Source organism: Streptomyces sp. NPDC101152, from assembly GCF_044768275.1.
In the GTDB taxonomy this organism is placed as follows: domain Bacteria; phylum Actinomycetota; class Actinomycetes; order Streptomycetales; family Streptomycetaceae; genus Streptomyces.
On sequence record NZ_JBIWPO010000023.1, the window covers coordinates 21939 to 44211 of the forward strand.

Annotated in this window: 22 protein-coding genes and 2 pseudogenes; 8 read left to right on the forward strand and 16 right to left on the reverse strand. The window is 70.5% G+C overall.

Annotated features, from left to right (window positions below; genetic code table 11):
- Positions 1 to 22 precede the first annotated feature (22 nt).
- The 8 genes and pseudogenes from fabI to ACIRVK_RS26565 form a co-directional block, all read right to left on the reverse strand.
- Complete coding sequence (gene fabI, locus ACIRVK_RS26530) at positions 23 to 790, reverse strand: enoyl-ACP reductase FabI (protein WP_404251198.1); 768 nt, start codon at positions 788 to 790, stop codon at positions 23 to 25.
- A 5-nt stretch (positions 791 to 795) separates the two neighbouring features.
- Positions 796 to 1515, reverse strand: coding sequence for a 3-oxoacyl-[acyl-carrier-protein] reductase (gene fabG, locus ACIRVK_RS26535; RefSeq protein ID WP_240862916.1), 720 nt, complete (start codon positions 1513 to 1515; stop codon positions 796 to 798).
- Between the two features lie 156 nt (positions 1516 to 1671).
- Positions 1672 to 2058, reverse strand: coding sequence for a PIN domain-containing protein (locus ACIRVK_RS26540; protein WP_404251372.1), 387 nt, complete (start codon positions 2056 to 2058; stop codon positions 1672 to 1674).
- A 5-nt stretch (positions 2059 to 2063) separates the two neighbouring features.
- Positions 2064 to 2348 carry a type II toxin-antitoxin system Phd/YefM family antitoxin gene (locus tag ACIRVK_RS26545; protein WP_404251200.1) on the reverse strand — a complete coding sequence of 95 codons (285 nt, stop codon included), beginning with the start codon at positions 2346 to 2348 and terminating at the stop codon, positions 2064 to 2066.
- Positions 2349 to 2429: 81 nt separating this feature from the next.
- Positions 2430 to 3545: an SEC-C metal-binding domain-containing protein gene (locus ACIRVK_RS26550; protein WP_404251202.1), complete on the reverse strand. Its 1116-nt coding sequence runs from the start codon at positions 3543 to 3545 to the stop codon at positions 2430 to 2432.
- 60 nt (positions 3546 to 3605) lie between these two features.
- Entirely contained in the window at positions 3606 to 4814 is a 1209-nt protein-coding gene (locus tag ACIRVK_RS26555) for an McrC family protein (RefSeq protein WP_404251374.1), read from the reverse strand.
- A gap of 44 nt (positions 4815 to 4858) precedes the next feature.
- The gene (locus tag ACIRVK_RS26560) at positions 4859 to 5203 is read right to left on the reverse strand and encodes a hypothetical protein (RefSeq protein WP_404251386.1); all 345 of its coding nucleotides are present in this window, start codon (positions 5201 to 5203) and stop codon (positions 4859 to 4861) included.
- Positions 5204 to 5255: 52 nt separating this feature from the next.
- Positions 5256 to 6002, reverse strand: a pseudogene (locus ACIRVK_RS26565) (DEAD/DEAH box helicase); the annotation flags it as partial.
- A gap of 143 nt (positions 6003 to 6145) precedes the next feature.
- Here ACIRVK_RS26565 and ACIRVK_RS26570 point away from each other — a divergent pair.
- The 3 genes from ACIRVK_RS26570 to tyrS are packed head-to-tail and all read left to right on the forward strand — an operon-like array spanning position 6146 to position 10419.
- Positions 6146 to 7702 (forward strand): TldD/PmbA family protein, encoded by a 1557-nt coding sequence (locus ACIRVK_RS26570; RefSeq protein ID WP_404251204.1) that lies wholly within the window; start codon positions 6146 to 6148, stop codon positions 7700 to 7702.
- The gene (locus ACIRVK_RS26575; protein WP_404251206.1) at positions 7699 to 9093 is read left to right on the forward strand and encodes a metallopeptidase TldD-related protein; all 1395 of its coding nucleotides are present in this window, start codon (positions 7699 to 7701) and stop codon (positions 9091 to 9093) included. The genes ACIRVK_RS26570 and ACIRVK_RS26575 overlap by 4 nt, the downstream gene beginning before the upstream one ends.
- Positions 9094 to 9150: 57 nt before the next feature.
- On the forward strand, positions 9151 to 10419 hold the full coding sequence (gene tyrS / locus ACIRVK_RS26580; RefSeq protein WP_404251208.1) for a tyrosine--tRNA ligase: 1269 nt from the start codon (positions 9151 to 9153) through the stop codon (positions 10417 to 10419).
- Here the strand turns inward: tyrS and ACIRVK_RS26585 are convergent, their stop codons facing one another.
- Positions 10420 to 10698: a GlsB/YeaQ/YmgE family stress response membrane protein gene (locus tag ACIRVK_RS26585; RefSeq protein WP_404251210.1), complete on the reverse strand. Its 279-nt coding sequence runs from the start codon at positions 10696 to 10698 to the stop codon at positions 10420 to 10422.
- Positions 10699 to 10943: 245 nt separating this feature from the next.
- Here ACIRVK_RS26585 and ACIRVK_RS26590 point away from each other — a divergent pair, with 245 nt between their 5' ends.
- The gene (locus tag ACIRVK_RS26590; protein ID WP_404251212.1) at positions 10944 to 11342 is read left to right on the forward strand and encodes a DUF3099 domain-containing protein; all 399 of its coding nucleotides are present in this window, start codon (positions 10944 to 10946) and stop codon (positions 11340 to 11342) included.
- 211 nt (positions 11343 to 11553) lie between these two features.
- The gene (locus ACIRVK_RS26595; protein ID WP_404251213.1) at positions 11554 to 11766 is read left to right on the forward strand and encodes a hypothetical protein; all 213 of its coding nucleotides are present in this window, start codon (positions 11554 to 11556) and stop codon (positions 11764 to 11766) included.
- Between the two features lie 9 nt (positions 11767 to 11775).
- Here the strand turns inward: ACIRVK_RS26595 and moaA are convergent, their stop codons facing one another.
- From moaA to ACIRVK_RS26610, 3 genes are all read right to left on the reverse strand, one after another.
- Positions 11776 to 12765, reverse strand: coding sequence for a GTP 3',8-cyclase MoaA (gene moaA, locus ACIRVK_RS26600; RefSeq protein WP_404251215.1), 990 nt, complete (start codon positions 12763 to 12765; stop codon positions 11776 to 11778).
- A gap of 166 nt (positions 12766 to 12931) precedes the next feature.
- Complete coding sequence (locus tag ACIRVK_RS26605) at positions 12932 to 14557, reverse strand: cation acetate symporter (RefSeq protein ID WP_404251217.1); 1626 nt, start codon at positions 14555 to 14557, stop codon at positions 12932 to 12934.
- The gene (locus ACIRVK_RS26610; protein ID WP_404251219.1) at positions 14554 to 14910 is read right to left on the reverse strand and encodes a DUF485 domain-containing protein; all 357 of its coding nucleotides are present in this window, start codon (positions 14908 to 14910) and stop codon (positions 14554 to 14556) included. The genes ACIRVK_RS26605 and ACIRVK_RS26610 overlap by 4 nt, the downstream gene beginning before the upstream one ends.
- Before the next feature lie 252 nt (positions 14911 to 15162).
- On the opposite strand from ACIRVK_RS26610, the gene ACIRVK_RS26615 reads away from it, so the two are divergent.
- From ACIRVK_RS26615 to ACIRVK_RS26625, 3 genes are all read left to right on the forward strand, one after another.
- A complete protein-coding gene (locus tag ACIRVK_RS26615) occupies positions 15163 to 16689 on the forward strand; it encodes a S8 family serine peptidase (protein ID WP_404251221.1) in 1527 nt (508 codons plus the stop codon).
- Between the two features lie 64 nt (positions 16690 to 16753).
- Entirely contained in the window at positions 16754 to 18118 is a 1365-nt protein-coding gene (locus tag ACIRVK_RS26620) for a CoA transferase (RefSeq protein WP_404251223.1), read from the forward strand.
- Positions 18119 to 18219: 101 nt separating this feature from the next.
- Entirely contained in the window at positions 18220 to 19233 is a 1014-nt protein-coding gene (locus ACIRVK_RS26625; protein WP_404251225.1) for a CopD family protein, read from the forward strand.
- A 43-nt stretch (positions 19234 to 19276) separates the two neighbouring features.
- Here the strand turns inward: ACIRVK_RS26625 and ACIRVK_RS26630 are convergent.
- The 4 genes and pseudogenes from ACIRVK_RS26630 to ACIRVK_RS26645 all read right to left on the reverse strand — a co-directional run.
- Positions 19277 to 19743: pseudogene (locus tag ACIRVK_RS26630) on the reverse strand (hypothetical protein); the annotation flags it as partial.
- A 37-nt stretch (positions 19744 to 19780) separates the two neighbouring features.
- Positions 19781 to 20494, reverse strand: coding sequence for a lysoplasmalogenase (locus ACIRVK_RS26635; RefSeq protein ID WP_404251227.1), 714 nt, complete (start codon positions 20492 to 20494; stop codon positions 19781 to 19783).
- A complete protein-coding gene (locus tag ACIRVK_RS26640; RefSeq protein ID WP_404251229.1) occupies positions 20491 to 21381 on the reverse strand; it encodes a sterol desaturase family protein in 891 nt (296 codons plus the stop codon). The genes ACIRVK_RS26635 and ACIRVK_RS26640 overlap by 4 nt, the downstream gene beginning before the upstream one ends.
- A gap of 124 nt (positions 21382 to 21505) precedes the next feature.
- Positions 21506 to 22216, reverse strand: coding sequence for a VIT family protein (locus ACIRVK_RS26645; RefSeq protein ID WP_404251231.1), 711 nt, complete (start codon positions 22214 to 22216; stop codon positions 21506 to 21508).
- Positions 22217 to 22273 lie beyond the last annotated feature (57 nt).

Genomic DNA, 22273 nt, shown 5'->3' on the forward strand with positions numbered 1-22273 from the left:
TACGGGAGCGACGTACCGGAGCTCAGGCTCCGATGGCGTGCAGGCCGCCGTCCACGTGGACGATCTCGCCCGTGGTCTTGGGGAACCAGTCGCTGAGCAGCGCGACGATGCCCTTGCCGGCCGGCTCCGGGTCCTTGAGGTCCCACTCCAGCGGGGAGCGGCTGTCCCAGACGGAGGCGAGCTCGCTGAAGCCCGGGATGGACTTGGCGGCCATGGAGCCGATCGGGCCCGCGGAGACCAGGTTGCAGCGGATGTTCTGCTTGCCCAGGTCGCGGGCGAGGTAGCGGCTGGTGGCCTCCAGGGCGGCCTTGGCCGGGCCCATCCAGTCGTACTGCGGCCAGGCGAAGGAGGCGTCGAAGGTGAGGCCGACGACCGAGCCGCCGTTCTGCATGAGCGGCAGGCAGGCCATGGTCAGCGACTTCAGGGAGTACGCCGAGACGTGCATGGCCGTGGCCACGGACTCGAACGGCGTGTTGAGGAAATTGCCGCCGAGCGCGTCCTGCGGAGCGAAGCCGATGGAGTGCACGACGCCGTCGAGGCCGCCGAGCTCCTCGCCGACCAGGTCGGCCAGCCGCGCCAGGTGCTCGTCGTTGGTGACGTCGAGCTCGATTACCTTGGTCGGCTTGGGGAGCTTCCTGGCGATGCGCTCGGTCAGCGTAGGCCGCGGGAACGCGGTCAGGATGATCTCGGCGCCCTCTTCCTGGGCCAGCTTGGCGGCGTGGAAGGCGATGGAGGACTCCATCAGCACACCAGTGATCAGGACGCGCTTGCCCTCGAGAATTCCGCTCATGGTGTTCAGTGACCCATTCCCAGTCCGCCGTCAACGGGGATGACGGCTCCAGTGATGTACGAGGCGTCGTCCGAGGCGAGGAACCGCACCGTCGCGGCGACCTCCTCGGGCTGGGCGTAACGGCCGAGCGGCACCTGGGCCACGATGCCCGCGCGCTGCTCGTCGGTGAGCACCTTGGTCATGTCGGTGTCGACGAAGCCGGGCGCGACGACGTTGAACGTGATGTTGCGCGAGCCCAGCTCACGGGCGAGGGAGCGCGCGAAGCCGACCAGGGCGGCCTTGGAGGCGGCGTAGTTGGCCTGGCCGGCCGAGCCGAGGAGCCCGACGACCGACGAGATGAGGACGACACGGCCCTTCTTGGCGCGCAGCATGCCGCGGTTGGCGCGCTTGACGACGCGGAAGGTGCCGGTGAGGTTGGTGTCGAGGACGGACGTGAAGTCCTCCTCGGACATGCGCATCAGGAGCTGGTCCTTGGTGACGCCGGCGTTGGCGATGAGGACCTCGACCGGACCGTGCTGGGCCTCGATCTCCTTGTAGGCCTGCTCCACCTGCTCGGTGTCGGTGATGTCGCACTTGACGGCCAGGCAGCCCAATTCTGTGAGGGCGGCCGGCGGCTCCCCGGAGCGGTATGTGATCGCGACCTTGTCGCCGGCGTCGGCGAACGCGCGGGCGATGGCGAGGCCGATGCCCCGGTTGCCTCCGGTGACGAGAACCGAGCGGCTCAACGGATCACCCTTTCGATAGGGGTCTGACACACCCGCCCAACACCTGGTGACAGGCGGCTTCAGTCGAAAACCTATCGGTCCGGTCGCGCCCGAGGACATTCGGGCACCGACAGTGGCTCGGGGGACTGGCTGTCGGGTTTCTACAGTCGACGCCGGTCAGGCGGTCATTCCGGGGGCGTGGGCGGGCAGGCCTGCCGCGAGGGCCGTCTCCAGCATGCGCTTGTCGTACGTCACCAGCGCCGTGAGGTTCTCTCCCAGACTCAGTGCGCTGGCCACGTGGACGGCGTCCAGCGTGCGCAGGCGGCCGGTCAGGGCGGCGGCCCCCCGGCGTACCTCCGGGGTCAGCAGAATCTCACCGACTCCGTGCTCCAGGTCGACCATGGCGTCGGGGAAGGTCCCCATGAGGTCAAGTGTGCGAGTCGTCTCGACAAAACCCAGACTGCTGGTGGCCATGGGGAGGCTTCCGCGGTCTCCGAGAAACGTGTCCAGCGCGGCCCAGTAGTTGCGCCGCGACATCCATGTGACGAGCGCCGAGGAGTCCATGTAGATCACCGGTGGTCCTCCTCGCGCTCCGCGAGGAGGGTGGCGAGGGGGTCGACGTCGTCCGGTACGTCGTAGCGCGGCATGCTGTGACGGTCCGCCGACGTGTACTCGGGCAGTCTGATTCTGCCTTCCGCCACGAGGTGCGCGTACCGCTGCAGGGGGCTTGCCGCCGGACTCACTATGGCGATGACGTTGCCGTGCCGGGTGACCTCGACGGTCTCCCCTTTCTCCACACGGGCGAAGACCGCGCTGGGGTTGTGCGAGAACTCGCGGACAGAGACGGCGCTCATGAGGGACTCCTCGATACAGGCAACTGTACCTACATCTATGCGATTGTACCCACACCGAGGATGCCCCGCCCTTTTGGCTGTTCACCCGAAGGCGGGATTTCCACAGCACTTCTTGTACTTGCGCTCCGAACCGCACCAACAAGGTCCGTTACGGGCGGGCGGCCAGTCGACGGCCTCGCCTCTCCGAGCCATTTCGGCCGCGTACCCGGACCGGGCGGACGCCGTGTCCGGTGACCCGCCCTTCTCCTCCATGTACGCCTCCAGGGCGCTCAGCGTGGCACGGGCGACCGCCAGGTGGACGCCCCCCTGGTCCGACAGTTCACGCAGGGTGCCCTCGACCTGCCGCAGATGGCCTGCGTGGTCGTCGCCATACGCCTCCACGACCGCCGGCCAACGTTCTACGAGCCGGGCGAACTCCTCCGGCGGCCAGAACAGGACACAGGTCCTGAGCGCTCGCCCTGGCGACACCCTCTCCTCGCCCGTCGCGGCCGCGAACTCCTCCATCTCGGCCCACAACGCGTCCGGCCCCGCCTCGGCCATCCGCTTCAGGCGCAGCGGGTCGTGCAGTTCGTCCAGCGGACGTACCCGGCCGAACAGGGGCGACGCGCGCCGCTCGTGCACTTCGTCGGCCACGTCGTCCCAGTCGTCGTGCGGCTCGCCGAGCACACGCCGCACGCGATGGCGGCCGATGAGGAGCTCCTCCAGACCGAACGAGTCCCGGAAATCCTCGACCACGTCCGCCGTCACCTCGGCGCCGGCCCCAAGGGCATGGATGACACCGGTCGTGAACCACTCGGCGGCGGTCCCCGTCTCGTCCACGTGCTCGAAGGTCCCGGCGACGAGGCTCCAGGCGGTGGCGTCACTGGGGTGTCGCGCGCGGAACGAGGCCGCCGCCGTCCGCGCCTCCTCCTCGCGTCCCGCCTCCCACAAGGTGTCGATACGCCATGCGTCGACCACGTCCGGTTCCTTGCAACCACCCGACTCCGGATCGAGCAGCCGCTCGTAGAGCGCCAGGGCACGGTCGTGTTCTCCCGCACTCCGCCAGGCGTCGGCGGCCTCGCGGAACAGTTCCTCACGGTCCTCGGGGTAGTGCTCCACCAACCGTACGTACTCCTGCGCGGCCTGGGCGGGAGTGGTGGGCTGACGGGTGCGACGGGTCGTCTTCTGCTTGCCGGACTGGCGGCGCTTACTGGCCATGAACTCACCGTAGTGCGGACGCAGTCGACGCCGTCGGGGAACGCCCCGCGATCACCCGATTCAGGCGGCCCGCACCGTCCGCGCGCCGTCGACGACCTCCGCGAGGGCCTCGACGTCCGCGGCCAACTCCCGCCAGGGGCGGGCCAGATCGACGACATGCCGGAAGATCCTCAACCGTCCCTCGCCCACCGGCACTTCGACGACGCCTTCGCTCCCCGACGCGTACACGAGGTGCCCCTCCCCCAGGCCGAGGCGTACGCAGTACGCGGTCATCTGGTACAGGTCCTCCCGCCGCGGCTTGGTCTTGAACTTGGCGTCGACGACGGCGGCCGGACGCTGGACACCGTCGTGCGGAGAGGGCAGGTAGTGGACGAGGTCCGGTTTGAGCGGGTGACGGCCCGCCGTGTCGAGGAAGTGGCTGCGGTCCTGGGGCGCGGGCCGGCCGCCGGCGCGGTGGCGCAGGGCCTCTCCGACCGCCCGGGCGAGGTACGCCTCGAAGAGCCGCCACATGACGACGAGCATGCCGTCGACGGCGATGTGGCGGCCGTCGCCGAGTTCGTACGAAGCACCACGCAGGACGAGTTCGGCCAGGACGAGGGCGTGGGCGTAGCGGGCATTGCGGCGCCCGGGAGTCCATTGGGGCGGGCGGGCCCCCGCAGGCAGGGCGTGGACGCCTTCGAGGCGGGCGGTCAGCCGTTGCAGAGTGGTTCGCGGAGCCGGGTCGAGGCCGGGGACGCGGAGCAGGCGGCGGATGGCGGCGAGGAGGAGGCGGTTCTCCGGTATGTCGGGGGTGTGGTCGTCGTAGACGACTTCCAGGGGGACGGGGACGCCTGGTCTGCGGCGGATCTGGTCGGCGTGGCGGATGCGGCCGCGTACGACGGGCAGCGTGTCGTGGGTCTCCCGGTAGTCGTGCAGAACGCCCTGCTGGAGCGCCCGGTCGGCCGCCGAGACGAAGGCGTGGGCTAGGGCGGGCAGCAGGTCGGGGCGGGGCTCGGCGGTGACGGGGCGGGGGTCGAACTCGACGCGGTCCGGGGCGTACGCGACGAGGTGGAGAAGCCGGTCGACGGGGACCTTGGGGGTGATGCTCAGCTGTACGGTGCCCTCGCCCGAGCCCAGCCGTACGGAGCCGATGTGGTCCTTGGGCTTCAGCCTCCAGCGGGTGGCGCTCTCCGGATGCAACGCGACCAGCCTGGGGTGGGCGGCGAGCGTCTCCAGTTGGGGCTGGGTGAGGTCCCAACTGGTCCAGCCGTCGCCCTCTTTGAGCGCCACGGGCAACGCGATGTCGCCATGGAGGGAGCGGGTGTGACGGCGGTTCACGAGTCGGCCGCGTCGCCGTCGGCAGCGGTGGGCGGCCGGATGCCGAGCCGGGTGCGCAGGGTGCCGAGCGCGTACACCGTCTCCACTTCCACGCCGTCGCCCCAGTGGTGCTCGGTGAGGAGGGGGAGGATCTGCGTGCGCCATAGGCGTTCGAGGGCGCCGTCGCCGTTGTGGGCCAGATCCTGCATGAAGCAGGACGGTCCGACGCGGAAGGAGCGGTCCCCCGGTCTGTCGTCCGCGAGCGTCCGGTTGAGCTCGTCGAGGAGGCGGACGTGAGAGTCGTGGGTGGCGACCTTCGCGATCTCCTCGCGGGCCTCCGCGAAGGTGACGCCCGTGGCCATCGTCGCCGACGTATCGGAGATCGGGTGCCTCACGGGCGTCCCGCAGGCGCCGTGCGAGGAGGGCGACGTCGGCACCCTGGCGGCCCCGGTAGGTGTGCAGCTCGTCGAGGGCGAGGAACCTGAGCCCGTGGGCGGCTCTGAGCTCCCGCCGTTCGTCGGGACGGGTGAGAAGGTACTCCAGCATCACGCAGTTGGTGAGCAGGATGTCCGGCTTGTTCCGCACGACCTGGAGCTTCTGCTCGGAGTCCTCCTGCCCGGTGTACCCGGCGAAGGTCACCTTGCGACGATCCTCGGGAACGCCCCAGGTCAGGTACTTCTTCAGCTCGTGGAGCCGGCTGTTGGCCAGCGCGTTCATGGGGTAGACGACGATCGCCGAGATGCCGTCCGGATTGGGGTCGCGCAGCACCTGGTGAACTATCGGCACGATGTAGGTCAGGCTCTTGCCCGAGCCTGTGCCGGTGGTCAGGACGTAGGAGTCACCGCGGTCGGCGGCCAGGATGGCCTCACGCTGGTGCTGGTGGAGGGAGAGGGTACGGCTGCCGGGGTCGTGCTCGTGCTCCTTGTGCCGGAAGAACTCGCGGCACATCGGGTGCAGCAGACCCTCGTCGCACAGAGCGGCCACGGTCCCACCGCTCCGAAAGGTGGGGTTCAGAGCCAGCTTGGGGTCCGGCCAGCGGGTCTTCCGGCGCCGCTCGTCATCCAGGTGGCCTTCGATGTTCGGATCCCGTACGGCGACGAGGGAACTCATGAAGGCCTCGTACTCCGCGATGAGGTCCTGGTGCACACCGAAGACGTCCATGGATCGGCCAGGCCCCCCTCAACTTCGACGGGGCTCTCACCATGCCGGCGAACGTGGACGCAAACGTGTGGTCGTGGAGCACGTCGCCGCGACATGATCGGAGCAACCGCCGGTCGCTGTCATGCCAACAGGAAGAGACGCAGGTGCCTCATACCATCGACGAAGCCTTCACGGCCCTACCTCTACGCGCCCTCGCCGACGCCGCGCTCGCACGCGCGCGTGCGTTGGGCGCCGAGCACGCGGACTTCCGGTTCGAGCGGGTGCGCAGCGCCTCCTGGCGGCTCAGGGACGCCCGGCTCGCCGGCTCGTCGGACACCACCGACCTCGGGTACGCGGTGCGGGTCGTGCACGGCGGCACCTGGGGCTTCGCTTCGGGCGTGGACCTGAGCCTGGACGCCGCCGCCAAGGTCGCCTCGCAGGCGGTGGCGATGGCGAAGCTGTCCGCCCAGGTGATCAAGGCGGCCGGCTCGGACGTGGGGGCACCTCCCACGCCTTTCGGGCAGTGGGGGAGGGTGGAGCTGGCCGACGAGCCCGTGCACGCCGACCGGACGTGGATCTCGTCGTACGAGATCGATCCGTTCACCGTGCCCGACGAGGAGAAGGCGGCGCTGCTCGCGGAGTGGAGTGCGCGGCTGCTGGCGGCGAACGGGGTCGACCATGTCGACGCCTCGCTTCTCACCGTGCACGAGAACAAGTTCTACGCCGACACGGCCGGGACCGTGACGACGCAGCAGCGGGTGCGGCTGCACCCGTCGCTCACCGCCGTGTCGGTCGACGAGTCCAGCGGCGAGTTCGACTCGATGCGCACCATCGCGCCGCCGGTCGGGCGCGGCTGGGAGTACCTCACCGGCACCGGCTGGGACTGGGAGGGCGAGCTGGAGCAGATCCCGGAGCTGCTCGCCGAGAAGATGCGGGCACCAAGTGTCGAGGCGGGTCTGTACGACCTGGTCGTCGACCCGTCCAACCTGTGGTTGACCATCCACGAGTCCATCGGCCACGCCACCGAACTGGACCGCGCCCTCGGCTACGAGGCCGCCTACGCCGGCACCTCCTTCGCCACCTTCGACCAGATCGGCAAGCTCAGGTACGGCTCCGAGCTGATGAACGTCACCGGCGACCGCACCGCCGAGCACGGCCTGGCGACCGTCGGGTACGACGACGAGGGCGTCGAGGGCCAGTCCTGGGACCTCGTCAAGGACGGCACGCTCGTCGGCTACCAGCTGGACCGGCGCATCGCGCGGCTGACCGGCTTCGAGCGGTCCAACGGCTGCGCCTTCGCGGACTCCCCCGGGCACGTGCCGGTGCAGCGCATGGCCAACGTGTCGCTGCAGCCGGATCCGGCGGGGATGTCGACGGAGGACCTGATCGGCAGCGTGGACCGCGGGATCTACGTCGTCGGGGACCGGTCGTGGTCCATCGACATGCAGCGCTACAACTTCCAGTTCACCGGCCAGCGGTTCTTCCGGATCGAGAACGGGCGGATCACCGGACAGCTGAGGGACGTGGCCTACCAGGCGACGACCACCGACTTCTGGGGCTCCATGGCGGCCGTGGGCGGCCCGCAGACGTATGTCCTGGGCGGCGCCTTCAACTGCGGCAAGGCCCAGCCGGGCCAGGTCGCCGCTGTGTCGCACGGCTGCCCCTCCGCGCTCTTCAAGAGCGTCAACATCCTCAACACGACGCAGGAGGCCGGTCGATGAGCGCCCGCAGCAACAAGCCGCACGAGATCGTCGAGCGGGCGCTGGAGCTGTCCACCGCCGACGGCTGCGTGGTCATCGCCGGCGAGCACTCCACCGCCAACCTGCGCTGGGCGGGCAACGCGCTCACCACGAACGGTGTGACGAGGGGGCGTACCCTCACGGTCGTCGCGACCGTCGACGGCAAGGAGGGCACCGCCTCCGGGGTGGTCTCCCGCTCCGCGGTGACCGTGGACGAGCTGGAGTCCCTGGTGCGGGCCGCCGAGGCCGCCGCCCGGGGGGCAGGGCCCGCCGAGGACGCGCAGCCACTGGTGCGGGACGTACCGCTGTCGCCCGACTTCACGGACGCGCCCGCCGAGACCACCTCCGCCGTGTTCGCCGACTTCGCGCCCGCGCTCGGTGAGGCCTTCGCACGCGCGCGTGCGGGCGGACGCGAGCTGTACGGCTTCGCCAACCACGAGCTCGTGTCGAGCTACCTGGGTACGTCGACGGGTCTGCGCCTGCGTCACGACCAGCCCAACGGCACCCTGGAGCTGAACGCCAAGTCACCGGACCGTACGCGCTCGGCGTGGGCGGGGCGGTCCACCCGGGACTTCAAGGACGTCGACCCGGCGGCGCTGGACGCCGAACTCGCCGTACGGCTCGGCTGGGCGGAGCGGCGGATCGAGCTGCCCGCCGGGCGGTACGAGACGCTGCTGCCGCCGACAGCCGTGGCCGACCTGCTGATCTACCAGATGTGGTCGGCGTCGGGCCGGGACGCGGTCGAGGGGCGGACGGTGTTCTCCAAGCCGGGCGGCGGCACGCGCGTGGGTGAGCGACTGACCGAGCTGCCACTGACCCTGCGCAGCGACCCGAACGAGCCGGGCCTCGAGTCCGCGCCCTTCGTCATCGCGCACTCCTCCGGCGGAGACCAGTCGGTGTTCGACAACGGGCTGCCGCTCGCGGCCACCGAGTGGGTACGGGAGGGCGAGCTGAGGCACCTCACGACCACCCGGCACAGCGCGGGCCTGACCAGGCTGCCGGTGGCTCCCGCGATCGAGAACCTCGTGCTGACCGGCGGCGAGGACCGCTCGCTGGACGAGATGGTCGCGAACACCGGGCGCGGGCTGCTGCTGACCTGCCTCTGGTACATCCGTGAGGTCGACCCGGCCACCCTGTTGCTCACCGGGCTGACCCGGGACGGCGTCTACCTCGTGGAGAACGGCGAGGTGGTCGGCGAGGTCAACAACTTCCGGTTCAACGAGTCGCCGGTGGATCTGCTGGGGCGGGCGACGGAGGCCGGGCGCACGGAAAAGACGCTGCCGAGGGAGTGGAGCGACTGGTTCACTAGGGCTGCGATGCCCGCGCTGCGGGTGCCCGACTTCAATATGAGCTCTGTCAGTCGGGGCGTATAACCTCGTAGCCGGTGGTCGCTCGACCGCCCGAAGAACATCCAAGGAGATACGAGAACCGTGACGGACATCGTCGACGAGCTGAAGTGGCGGGGCCTGTGGGCCCTGTCCACTGACGAGGACGCTTTGCGCAAGGCGCTCGCGGACGGTCCCGTCACGTTCTATTGCGGTTTCGACCCGACCGCGGCCAGTCTCCACGTCGGCCATCTGGTGCAGGTCCTCACCATGCGCCGGCTCCAGCAGGCGGGCCTGCGCCCGCTGGCGCTGGTGGGCGGGGCGACCGGCCAGATCGGTGACCCGCGGCCCACGGCGGAGCGCACGCTGAACGACCCGGAGACGGTCGCGAACTGGGTGACCCGGCTGCGCGCGCAGATCGAGCCATTCCTGTCCTTCGAGGGCGAGAACGCCGCGGTCATGGTGAACAACCTGGACTGGACGGCCGGTCTGTCGGCCATCGAGTTCCTCCGGGACATCGGCAAGCACTTCCGCGTCAACAAGATGCTGACGAAGGACTCGGTCGCCCGCCGGCTGGAGTCCCAGGAGGGCATCAGCTACACCGAGTTCAGCTACCAGTTGCTGCAGGGCATGGACTTCCTGGAGCTGTACCGGCGGCACGGCTGCACGCTCCAGCAGGGCGGCAGCGACCAGTGGGGCAACCTCACCGCGGGCCTGGACCTGATCCACCGGCTGGAGCCCGGGGCCGAGGTGCACTGTCTGGCGACGCCGCTGATGGTCAAGGCGGACGGCACCAAGTTCGGCAAGACCGAGGGCGGCGCCGTCTGGCTCGACCCGGAGATGACGACGCCGTACGCCTTCTACCAGTTCTGGCTGAACGTCGACGACCGGGACATCTCCACGTACATGCGCATCCTGTCCTTCCGGTCCCGCGAGGAACTGGAGGAGCTGGAGAGGCAGACCGAGGAGCGTCCGCAGGCCCGGGCCGCTCAGCGGGCGCTCGCGGAGGAGCTGACGACGCTGGTGCACGGCGCCGAGCAGACGGCCGCCGTGATCGCCGCGTCGAAGGCGCTGTTCGGTCAGGGCGAGCTGGCGGAGCTGGACGGCAGGACGCTGGCCGCGGCTCTGTCCGAGGTACCGCACGTCCGGGTCGCCGAGCTCGGCCCGGTGGTCGACCTGTTCGCCGAGGTCGGTCTCGTGGCCAGCAAGTCGGCCGCGCGGCGGACCGTGAAGGAGGGCGGGGCCTACGTCAACAACGTCAAGGTCGTCTCCGAGGACGCCGTACCGGCCGAGGAGGACCTGCTGGACGGGCGGTGGCTGGTGCTGCGCCGGGGCAAGAAGAACCTGGCGGCGGTCGAGGTCACGTCCGCCTAGTCAGACCGTCTGCTTCCTCTTGCCCAAGGTCGCCATGTAGAGCATGTCGACCACGAAGACGATGATGATCGCCGCCACGAGCTGGAAGGCGTGGCGGCTCCAGTCGATGCCCCGGGTCGAGGCGACGCCGGCCGCTCTTGCGACGGCGTTGCCGACGGTCGCGCCGAGCATGCCGCAGATGGTGGTCAGCCAGAGGGGGCTGTGCTGCTTGCCGGGGATGACCGCCTTCGCGATCAGGCCCAGCACGAACCCCACGATGATCGCCCACAACCAGCCCATGGCTGCCTCCTTGTACGGCTCGACGTGAGCAGTACGCCCAGTCTCGGCGCGTACGCCGTACGGCGCCTGTGGGGCACCGCCGTACGTGCTACTGCCGATGCCGTTCGCCCAGGCCGGAGGGGACCCGGTCTCGTAGGCGACGCAGGCGCGGCGTAACGTTGGAGGGGTCCGGACCTCGTTCCCCGGCCGGGGTCGGACCGGACACGGGGCGGGGGGCGGCCGATGCGGGTGGATGGTGAATTGTGATGCGGAAGCAGCATGGCGGCGGCAACGGCCAGGTGTTCCGGATCACCGGAGCCAGGACCGGTCTCCACGAGGACGTACGCGGCAGGCAGCGGCGGTATGTCATCTCGATGTCGATCCGTACGGTGGCGGTGATCCTCGCGGCCTCGCTGTGGAACGTCGAACGGCACGTCGCGATCGTGGCGTTGGTGCTCGGGGCAGTTCTGCCCTATATCGCGGTGGTGATCGCGAACGCCGGCCGGGAGAACGCACCGTCGCTCCCCACGACCTTCGTGACCGTTCCGCTGCGTCCGATGATCACGCCGCCGGAGACGAGTGACGGTTTCGCGGAATCGGTCCCGGACGATGTCCCGGCGGAGCCGGGGCGGGGGGTACGGAGCGAGCCGGGCGATCGCGCGTGAGCGGAGCGGAGGCCTCGTAAGCGGAAGGCGACTACGCGCCAAGCTCAAGAAAAGCTCAGATCAATCATGTTGTTCAGGTGCCGGGCGACGGGTTACCCGTGACATACTTCGTAGGCGCTCCGCATCCCCCGTCGGAGCGACGGACCGACGCCGGGCAGCTCCCCCCGTGGCTGCTCGGCGTCGCCTTGTTCCCCCTCTGTGAGACGTGCTGGTGAGTGACGCGATCTGTTCCGCCAAGGGTTGCCGTGTCGACGCCGTGTGGGTGCTGGCGTGGAACAACCCGAAGATCCATACACCGGAGCGGCGCAAGACCTGGCTCGCGTGCGAGGAGCATCGCGAGCATCTGTCGCAGTTCCTCGGGGTGCGGGGGTTCCTGAAGGACGTCGTTCTGCTCGCGGAGTGGGAAGCGCCCGAGGGTTCCTAGGCCGCGGCGCTAGCCGCCGATGGCCGACATCGGGCGGTCCGGCTGGACGAACGAGGGGTCGTCCAGGCCCGCCCCCGCCTTCTTGCCCCACATGGCCAGACGCCAGATGCGGGCTATCTCCTCCTCCGGGGCGCCGTCGCGCAGGGCTGCTCGCAGGTCCGTCTCCTCCTGGGCGAACAGGCAGGTGCGGATCTGGCCGTCGGCGGTGAGGCGGGTGCGGTCGCAGGCCGCGCAGAACGGGCGGGTCACCGAGGCGATGACGCCCACCCGGTGGGGGCCGCCGTCCACGATCCAGCGTTCGGCGGGGGCCGAGCCCCGCTCGTCCGCGCCCTCGGGGGTGAGGTCGAAGCGGGTGCGCAGGGAGCTGAGGATGTCCCCCGCCGTGACCATGCCCTCGCGCTTCCAGCCGTGCTGGGCGTCCAGGGGCATCTGCTCGATGAAGCGCAGTTCGTAGTCGTGCTCCACCGCCCAGGCGAGGAGGTCCGGGGCCTCGTCGTCGTTCAGGCCCGGCATCAGCACCGAGTTGACCTTGACCGGGGTGAGGCCGGCCTCGCGGGCGGCTTCGAGGCCGTCGAGGACGTCCTGGTGGCGGTCGCGGCGGGTGAGGGCCTTGAAGACGTCCGGGCGCAGGGTGTCCAGGGAGACGTTGACCCGGTCCAGTCCCGCCGCCTTCAGGGCGGTCGCGGTGCGCCGCAGGCCGATGCCGTTGGTGGTGAGGGACATCTGGGGGCGGGGTTCGAGGGCCGCGACGCGCTCGACGATGCCGACGAGGCCGGGGCGCAGCAGGGGTTCGCCGCCGGTGAAGCGGACCTCCTCGATGCCGAGCGAGGTGACGGCGATGTCGATCAGGCGGACGATCTCGTCGTCGGTGAGCAGGTCGGGCTTGGCCAGCCACTGCAGGCCCTCCTCGGGCATGCAGTACGTACAGCGCAGGTTGCACCGGTCGGTCAGCGAGACCCTCAGGTCGGTGGCCACTCGGCCGTAGGTGTCGATGAGCACGTGGGCCCCCTCCCTCGTGGTGGATCAGTTCGGGTGAGTCTTTTCCCGTCACTTGCGAGCCTACGTGACACGACTGACAACGACAGCGCCCGATCCCACGAGGTGCGAAGCGGCCGCGTCGTAGGCATCTACGACGCGGCCGCTCACAGGTGTGCTCCGGGGGAAGTCAGTGGGCGCCGGTGCCGGTCAGGGACCGGACCTCCAGTTCCGCGTACTTGCCGGCGTCCGGCTCCTCCTTGGACAGGTAGGTGCCGACGATGCCGAGCAGGAAGCCGACCGGGATCGAGATGATGCCGGGGTTCTCCAGCGGGAACCAGTGGAAGTCGACGCCGGGGAACATCGACGCCGGCTTGCCGGAGACCACCGGCGAGAACAGCACCAGGCCGACGGCGGTGACCAGGCCGCCGTAGATCGACCACAGGGCGCCGGAGGTGGTGAACCGCTTCCAGAAGAGGCTGTAGAGGATCGTCGGCAGGTTGGCGGAGGCGGCGACCGCGAAGGCGAGGGCGACCAGGCCGGCCACGTTCAGGTCGCGGGCGAGGGCGCCCAGGACGATGGAGACCGCGCCGATGCCGACGGTGGCCCAGCGGGCCGCGCCGAGCTCCTGCTTCTCGCTCCCCTGGCCTTTCTTGATGACGTTCGCGTAGATGTCGTGCGCGAAGGAGGAGGACGAGGCCAGGGTCAGGCCCGCGACGACCGCGAGGATCGTGGCGAAGGCGACCGCGGAGATGGTGGCGAGCAGGATCGCGCCCCAGTTGGAGTCGACCCCGCCGAGGTGCAGGGCGAGCAGCGGGGCCGCCGTGTTGCCCGCCTTGTTGGAGGCGATGATCTCGCCGGGCTTGATCAGCGCGGCGGCGCCGAAGCCGAGCGCGAGGGTCATCAGGTAGAAGGCGCCGATCAGGCCGATCGCCCAGATCACGGACTTACGGGCGGCCTTGGCGGTCGGCACGGTGTAGAACCGGATCAGGATGTGCGGGAGGCCCGCGGTGCCCAGGACGAGGGCGATGCCGAGGGAGATGAAGTCCAGCTTGGTGGTGCCGGTGGCGCCGTACTTCAGGCCGGGCTCCAGGAAGGCGGCGCCCTTGCCGCTGTTGCCGGCGGCCGAGCCGAGCAGGTCGGAGACGTTGAAGTGGAACTTCAGCAGCACCAGGAAGGTCAGCAGCAGCGCACCGGCGATCAGCAGGACGGCCTTGACCATCTGGACCCAGGTGGTGCCCTTCATGCCGCCGATCGTCACGTACACGATCATCAGGACGCCGACCAGGGCGACGATGCCGATCTTGCCACCGTCACTGGTGATGCCGAGCAGCAGGGACACCAGGACGCCGGCGCCCGCCATCTGGGCCAGCAGGTAGAAGATCGACACGACGATGGTCGAGGTGCCGGCCGCGGTGCGGACCGGGCGCTGGCGCATGCGGTAGGCGAGGACGTCGCCCATGGTGTAGCGGCCGGAGTTGCGCAGCGGTTCGGCGACCAGGAGCAGGGCGACCAGCCAGGCGACCAGGAAGCCGATGGAGTACAGGAAGCCGTCGTAGCCGAAGAGGGCGATGGCGCCCGCGATGCCGAGGAAGGACGCGGCGGACATGTAGTCGCCGGAGACGGCGAGGCCGTTCTGGAAGCCGGTGAACTGCCGTCCGCCGGCGTAGAAGTCGGCGGCGTCCTTGGTCTGGCGGCCGGCCCAGACGGTGATGACGAGGGTCGCGGCGACGAACACCGCGAACAGGGTGGTGATCAGCGGGCGGTGCTGGCTCGCCTCTCCGGCGGCCAGCAGGGTGTGCTGCGCGGGGCTCATGCGCCGCCCTCCATCCGGGACTTGATGGCCTCGGCCTTGGGGTCGAGCTTCGCGGCGGCGTGGCGCGCGTACCACCAGGCGATGAGGAACGTGGTCAGGAACTGGGCGAGGCCCAGGACGAGGGCCACGTTGACGTTGCCGACCACCTGGGTGCCCATGAAGTCGCCCGCGTAGTTCGACAGCAGGACGTACAGCAGGTACCAGGCGATGAAGCCGACGGTGAGCGGGAAGGCGAACGAGCGGTGGGAGCGGCGCAGTTCACCGAACTCCGCGCTCTCCTGCACCTCGGTGAACTCCTCGGTGGAAGGGAGTGCGGCTGGGGTTTTCGAGGGGGGCGGTGTCTCGGTGGCCACGGAGTCTCCTCGCGTTGCGGATGCGGGCGGGACGGGGTCGGAGCGAGTGTCCTCGCGTTCCCTGCCCAAGGTCACGGCGCCACGCGAGGACGGGTTCAACGTCCTTGACCACTTTCCGAACCCGTCTTGGGCAACTCATTGCTGACCAGCCGCTTCGGAAGATAGTTTTTCGGACCGAACCGCCCGTCATGTACCTGCCCGAGCACCACCTGTGACTCGGGCTGTTTCGTACCCGGATGATGTGGAGACCCCATGGCTCATCTGCGTCCCAGACGTCGGCTCGCCCTCGCGGTGCCGGTCGCGTTGTCGCTGACCGCCTCGCTCGGCTTCCTGCCGACGGCCGCGCAGGCCACACCGCGTGCGCAATCCACCGCCCAGGCGGCCGAGGACTCCTACGCCTATCTCGTCAACACGAGGACGGATCCCTACACGATCAAGTCGGTCAAGGCCGCGATCAATGCGGCCGGCGGTTCCGTCGTGGTGTCGTACGACAGGATCGGCGTGATCGTCGTCCACTCCACGGACCTCGACTTCGCGCGGAAGATACGCACGGTGCGCGGGGTGCAGTCCGCCGGTGCCTCCCGGACCTCGCCGGTGCGCTCCGCGCAGACGACGGACCAGGGGGCGGTGCAGTACCTGTCCAAGGCGGAGGCGGCGAAGCTGGCGAAGAGCTCGACGGCCGGCGAGGAGCCGCTCGAGGCGGACCAGTGGGACCTCAGGGCGATCGGCGCGGACAAGGCCGCCGAGATCAACCCGGGCAGCAGGAAGGTGACCGTCGCCGTCATCGACACCGGCGTCGACGACACGCACCCGGACATCGCGCCCAACTTCTCCGCCGCGCAGTCGGCGAACTGTGTCAGCGGCAAGGCGGACAGCAGCTACGGCGCCTGGCGGCCGGTGAACGACGGCCACCACTACCACGGCACGCATGTGGCGGGCGAGATCGCCGCGGCCCGCAACGGCATCGGCGTCGCGGGCGTGGCGCCGGGCGTGCAGGTCGCGAGCATCACCGTGGCGCAGCCGGACGCGAACTCGCTCTTCTTCCCGGAGAGCGTGGTGTGCGCCTTCGTCTTCGCCGCCGATCACGGCGTCGAGGTCACCAACAACAGCTACTACGTGGATCCCTGGCTGTACAACTGCATGGACGACCCCGATCAGCGTGCCATCGTCGACGCCGTCAACAGGGCGCAGCTGTACGCCCAGCGCAAGGGCACGCTCAATGTGGCCTCCGCGGGCAACTCCAACGACGACCTGGACTCCCACGCCCTGGTCGACGGCTCCAGCCCGGACGACTCGACTCCGGTGAACCGTACGGTCGACCCGCACGAGTGCTTCGACGTGCCGACCCAGTTGCCGGGTGTCGTCACGGTCAGCGCGACGGGCGTCAAGGGCGTCAAGTCGTACTACTCCAGCTACGGTTACGGCGTCGTGGACGTCGCGGCGCCGGGCGGCGACAAGTACCAGATCCCGGACACGCCGTCGAAGAACGGCCGCATCCTGTCGACGCTGCCCAACGACTCCTACGGCTTCCTTCAGGGCACGTCGATGGCCTCGCCACACGTGGCGGCGGTGGCCGCGTTGCTGAAGTCGACCCACCCGTGGGCGACGCCGGCCCAGTTGCAGGCGCTGCTCAAGGCCGAGGCGGTCAACCCGGGCTGCCCGGCCGGCCCGTACGACGGGGACGGTGACGGCGTGGTGGACGCGACCTGCGTGGGCGGCAAGAGGGTCAACGGTTTCTACGGCTTCGGCATCGTCAACGCGCTGCAAGCGGTGCAGTAGATCCACATGACACCCGTGAAACCCAGTCCATATATTGATTGCGTCAATACTGCATAGTGCAGTCATGACTGCAATCAAGTTCGCATGGTCCGCGGTGGGCGGCGATCCCGCTCTTGTCTCACGCGTGTCGACCGTGGTGCGGGAGGGCGCTCTGCCAGGGCGCCTTCCCGTGCGGGAGCTGGCGCGCGCCTGTGTCGGGGCGTGTGCGCTGGCCGCCGCCGAGCTCGGGGCGCGGCGAGCGGGACTCGCGGCGGTGCCGGCTGTCCAGGTGGACGACGGGGCCGTCGCGACCGCGTTCCACAGTGAGCGGCACCTGCTCGTCGACGGGCGGGCGCCGGTCTCCTTCGCACCGTTGTCGCGTTTGTGGCCGACCGCGGACGGGTGGGTGCGGACCCACGCCAACTATCCCCATCACCGGGCGCGGCTGCTTGGCGCGCTGGGCGTGTCCGAGGACGCGGAAGCCGTCGGGGCGGCGCTCGCCGAGCGCACCTCGGCCGAGGTCGAGGAGTCCGTCACCGCGGCCGGGGGACTCGCTGTCGCCCTGCGCACACCCGAGGAGTGGGCCGCCCATGAGCAGGGCGCCGAGGTGGCCCGGCGGCCGCTCGTCGAGCGTGCGCGGCTCGACGACGCCCCCGCGCGCGTGCTTCCTCCGACCGGCACTTCTCCCCTGCTGCCCGCCGCCGGACTGCGCGTCCTGGACCTGACGCGGGTGCTGGCCGGCCCGGTCGCCACCCGCACGCTCGCCCTGCTCGGTGCGGACGTCCTGCGCCTCGACCCGCCGCACCTGCCCGAACTGCCCGACCAGCACGCCGACACCGGGTTCGGGAAGCGCTCGGCACTCCTGGACCTGGCGGCCGACCGGTCCGTCTTCGAGGAGTTGCTCGCCACGGCGGACGTCGTCGTCACCGGGTACCGCCCGGGCACCCTGGACCGGTTCGGACTCTCGGCGCCGGCGCTCGCGGAGCGGCGGCCGGGGATCGTCGTGGCACAGGTGTCGGCCTGGGGCGCGTACGGGCCGTGGGCCCGGCGGCGGGGGTTCGACAGTCTCGTGCAGGCCGCCTCCGGGATCGCGGCGATCGAGGGGCCCAAGCGGGCGCCGGGCGCGCTGCCCGCGCAGGCCCTCGACCACGGGACGGGCTACCTGCTGGCGGCGGGCGTGCTGCGGGCTCTGACGGAGCAGTCGCGGGACGGCGGCAGCCGGCTCGTGCGGCTCGCACTCGCCCGGACGGCCGAGTGGCTCGTGAACGGCTTGCCGGCCGGCCCTCGTGGGGATGTCACGTGCGACGGGCCCGGGCCCTGGCTCGCCGAGAGGGACTGCACGCTGGGGCGGCTGCGCCACGCCCTGTCGCCGGTGTCCTTCGCGGGCGGGCCGGGTGACTGGGCGCGTCCGCCGACGAACTGGGGGTCGGATCCCGCGGGCTGGGCCTGAGTCAGGGGGGCGACAGAAAACGTACGCATGGGCGGAATGCCGTACCGCCGGTTGTTTCCCTCGACTTGCCCGGTTCTGTGGTACCTGGTGAAGATCCTGGGGTGACTTTGACACGACCCACGCCCGAGGCGGCCGACGCCGGCGAGCCGATACGCCGTCCCGGCGTCGGCCGGGCCGTCACCGTCCTTGTCCTGGTGGGCCTCGCGGCCCTGATACCCCTGCTCGGACCGGCCGCCGCACTGCACGGCACCGGTGAGGCCGAGGCCCCTGGCACCGGTGGCATCGCGCTGCTGCGTGCGGTGGTGTTCCTGGCGCTGTGCGTCCCGGTGGGCGAGTGGTTCGTCGGCCGTCTCACCCGCTCGCTGCCCGGCGCCCCCACCGCCGACGCTCCGCGCAGTTGGAGCCCGTACACGGCCGTCGCCGGTTTCGTCGCCGCCCTGGGACTCGCCTCGGTCGTCTCGACGGGCAACCTGGTGCCGCACAGCCTCGACCAGATCGACGTCGGCGGACTGTACGCCTCGCGGGACGGCAAACTCGCCCTGCTCGAGGTCAACGCCTTCCTGCTGGCCGCCGCGTGCGCCCGCTCCCGGCGCCCCGCAAGCCAACTCTGGCCGCTGGGCGCGGTGATCGTGGCCGAGGCCCTGCGGGCCCACCCGGCCCCCGAGCACACCCCGCTCGTCGGCTCCGGTCTGACGCTGGTGCATCTGACCTGCGCGGCGCTGTGGGCGGGCGGTCTGCTGCACGTCCTGCGCACCCTGCGACGGTGGGGTCCCGTGGAGGCGGGACCGGCGCTGCTCGGGCTGTACGCGCGCGTGGCGGCCGTCCTGCTCGCCGTCATCACCGCGAGCGGCACCTGGAGTTCGCTGCGACGAATGCCGCCGCACTCGATCCTGGACCAGCTGACGACGACGGCCTACGGGCGCACCCTGCTGGCCAAGGTGCTCCTCGTGGGCGCCGTCGCGCTGCTCGCCCTGTGCGCGCGGATCAGGCTGCGCCGCGCCACCGACCCGTTGTCGGCCTGCTCCCCCGCGCGCATGGAGGTCGTGGCCCTGGGCCTGGTGGTCGTGGTGTCGGGCCTGCTGACGGCACTGCCCCTGCCGATCCGCTGGTCGTGAGCCGCGTCGATCCGTTGATCAACTGTTGACGACCAGGACCTGATCAGTCGTTGGTGACCAGGACCTTGAGCGCCGTGAGCTCGTCCATCGCCTTGTAGCCGTCCAGACGTCGGGCAGCAGGTCCGGGATGTAGCTGCGGACGGGCGCGACACTGCCGCGCAACGCGTTGCGGTTGAACATGACGCTCAGGTCGACGCCGGTGGCGGCCGGGCGCGATGATCCGCTCCGCGCCGAGCGGCGAGCACCGCGCACCGACCGACGGCTCCGTCGCCCACGACGGCGACCGTGGCGCCGGGGCGGGTGCCCGTGCCGAGGGTGCCGTCGGCGAACGGTACGCGGACGGCCTCGCCCTGGCCGCGTCGTGCCCGACGGAACCCCAGAAGCCGTCGTGCCCGCAGGACGTGGTCAGGCCCTCGCGGCACACCGCGGCGGACGCCGGTGACCTCGCTGCCGGTCTCCTCCACGAAACCCGAGGAACTCGTGCCCGCACCACGGCGTCGGTGGGCGGCTGCACCACGGGATCCGGCACGTGGTGACGTGGTCGCGCTCAGGGGGTGGGCGAACGCACTTCGCGGTACGCCGTCACGGGCCCGGGCCGCTCCGCGAGGCTGCCCCGGACCAGCAGGAACTGCGCGGCCGAGTACGTCAGCATGATCCACAGCTGGGGCCGCGGGGGCTGCGGCCAGTCGGCGACTCCGCTGGCGATGAGCGTGTCGGAGACCATGAACAGCGCGCCGCCGAGTCCGGCGACCGGACCGAGCCGGGCGGCGGAGTAGGCCATGGCGGTGAGCAGGGTGCTGTAACAGGCGACGGGGATGCGCAGGCCCGCCGGCAGGTCCGGCCACAGCAGCGCGACCGTGGTGACGAGGGCGGCGGCGTAGACGCAGGCGAGGAGGCGGCCACGCGCGCGGGGAGTGCCGTTACGGGACCGCGGGAGGAGCCGCCGGAAGAGGACGACGTAGCAGAGGTGGCCCGCCGCGAAGGACGCCACGCCCGCGAGGAAGGCCCAGGACGCGTCGGACAGCAGGAGAACATCGCCGCCCCAGCCGAAGAGAAGCGCGGCGATCAGCAGCCGGGGCGCGCCGCGTGTGCTCGCGCAGGCGGCCAGGAGCGGCATCAACAGTGGCTTGGCGACGAGATGGCCGGGGTGGAAGCCGGCGGCCAGGGAGACGAGGTCGACGGCGGCGACGGTGCTGAAGGCGCCCAGGAGGAGGGGCGCGACGGCACGCGTGCGTGCCGTGCCCTCGGGGTCGGGCGTCACGCGGCCGCGGTTCCTTCGGCGGGAGCCGGCTCCGCCACCATGGTCGCCTCCCCGGCCGGTTCCGGCGCCCAGCCGGGCCCCCGGAACACCCGTCCGGCCCGCTCCCGCCAACCGGTCGCCGCGCGTAGGTCCTTGAGGATCGCGACGTACTCATGGGTGGCGACCTTGATCGGGTTGAACGTGTTGATGTTCTTGGTCAACCCGTAGACGGGCCGCTCCCCCTCGGGCACGAACGATCCGAAGAGCCGGTCCCAGACGATGAGGATGCCGCCGAAGTTGCGGTCCAGGTAGCCGCCCTGGGAGGCATGGTGGACGCGGTGGTGGGACGGGGTGTTGAGGGCGAACTCGAACCAGCGCGGCATCTTGTCGATCCGCTCGGTGTGGATCCAGAACTGGTAGACGAGGTTCGCCGAGGAGCAGAAGGCGACGGCGGCCGGGTGCACGCCGGCGGCGATGAGGGGGACGTAGAAGGGCCAGACCGTCCATGACGTCCAGGGCTGGCGCAGCGCGGTGGTGAGGTTGAACTTCCGGCTGGAGTGGTGGACGACGTGGCACGCCCACAGGATGCGGATGACGTGGTGGCCGCGGTGCGACCAGTAGTAGAAGAAGTCCTGCGCGAGGAGCATCAGCGGGACCGTCCACCACAGCACCGGCACGCGCAGCGGGGTGAGTTCGTAGACCGCCGTGTAGATCGCGACGATCGGGATCTTCCAGACGAAGTCGAAGACGAGGCTGCCGAGCCCCATGCCGACGCTGGTCACGGCGTCCTTCGTCTCGTAGCCGGCCGCCTCCTCGTCGGGATGCAGGCGCACACTGATCATCTCGATCACGGTGAGCAGCACGAAGGCGGGTATCGACCACAGCACGACATCGGGCAGGTTCGGCATGGTGGCACGGTAGAACCGCTGGTCGGCGGGGGCTAGACGTTGTTACCCACAAGTATTTCCCGGGGTACGCGCTTGCTTCTTGGTGATCTCCGCCAACTGCCGTGCCCGACGGCGGTCGTGCCCGCTACACCCCGGCCGCACCCAGAAGCGCCCCCGCCGCGTACGTGATGCCCATCGCCAGCGCGCCGCCCACCACGTTCCGAAGGACCGCGCGGCGCGGTTCGGCGGCACCCAGGCGGGCGCTGGTCCAGCCGGTGAGGACGAGAGCGGCCAGGACCGAGACCACGGTGATCCACAGCCGCCAGCCGGCGGGCGGGAGCACGATGGCCAGCAGCGGGAGCAGCGCGCCCACCGTGAACGCCAGGAAGCTCGCCCACGCCGCGTGCCACGGGTTCGACAGCTCGTCGGGGTCGATGCCGAGTTCCACGCGTGCGTGCGCCCTCAGCGCGTCCCGCCGCGTCAGCTGCTCGGCCGCCTCGTGGGCCACCTCGCGCGACAGTCCGCGATCCTCGAGCAGTTCCGTCAACTCCTCCAGCTCGGCCTCCGGCTGCTCCCGCAGCTCCCGTTTCTCCAGCGCGAGGGCGGCCATCTCCGAGTCCCGCTGGGTCGACACGGACACGTACTCGCCCGCGGCCATCGACATGGACCCGGCGAGCAGCCCGGCGAGCCCCGCGGTGAGCAGCGCGGAACGGCTGTCGGTCGCGCCGGCCACGCCGACGACGAGCCCTGCGGTCGAGACGATGCCGTCGTTGGCGCCCAGAACGGCCGCGCGCAGCCAGTTCAGCCGCGCCCCCATTGCGCCCCCGTGGGCCTCGTCGTGCGTTGGTTCTGTCACACGGGGAGGATGCCACCCGGGCCGCGATCTCACCCGTACCGACGCCCGCCGGTCCCG

Coding starts and splice junctions, on each gene's coding strand:
- ACIRVK_RS26560 (WP_404251386.1), bottom strand. CDS start 5,203: ATGGCCACGGGCGTCACCTTCGCGGAGGCCCGCGAGGAGATCGCGAAG.
- ACIRVK_RS26590 (WP_404251212.1), top strand. CDS start 10,944: ATGCGGAAGCAGCATGGCGGCGGCAACGGCCAGGTGTTCCGGATCACC.
- ACIRVK_RS26605 (WP_404251217.1), bottom strand. CDS start 14,557: ATGAGCCCCGCGCAGCACACCCTGCTGGCCGCCGGAGAGGCGAGCCAG.
- ACIRVK_RS26640 (WP_404251229.1), bottom strand. CDS start 21,381: ATGCCGAACCTGCCCGATGTCGTGCTGTGGTCGATACCCGCCTTCGTG.
- ACIRVK_RS26575 (WP_404251206.1), top strand. CDS start 7,699: ATGAGCGCCCGCAGCAACAAGCCGCACGAGATCGTCGAGCGGGCGCTG.
- fabI (WP_404251198.1), bottom strand. CDS start 790: ATGAGCGGAATTCTCGAGGGCAAGCGCGTCCTGATCACTGGTGTGCTG.
- ACIRVK_RS26615 (WP_404251221.1), top strand. CDS start 15,163: ATGGCTCATCTGCGTCCCAGACGTCGGCTCGCCCTCGCGGTGCCGGTC.
- ACIRVK_RS26545 (WP_404251200.1), bottom strand. CDS start 2,348: ATGAGCGCCGTCTCTGTCCGCGAGTTCTCGCACAACCCCAGCGCGGTC.
- ACIRVK_RS26550 (WP_404251202.1), bottom strand. CDS start 3,545: ATGGCCAGTAAGCGCCGCCAGTCCGGCAAGCAGAAGACGACCCGTCGC.
- ACIRVK_RS26585 (WP_404251210.1), bottom strand. CDS start 10,698: ATGGGCTGGTTGTGGGCGATCATCGTGGGGTTCGTGCTGGGCCTGATC.
- ACIRVK_RS26620 (WP_404251223.1), top strand. CDS start 16,754: ATGACTGCAATCAAGTTCGCATGGTCCGCGGTGGGCGGCGATCCCGCT.
- ACIRVK_RS26540 (WP_404251372.1), bottom strand. CDS start 2,058: ATGGACTCCTCGGCGCTCGTCACATGGATGTCGCGGCGCAACTACTGG.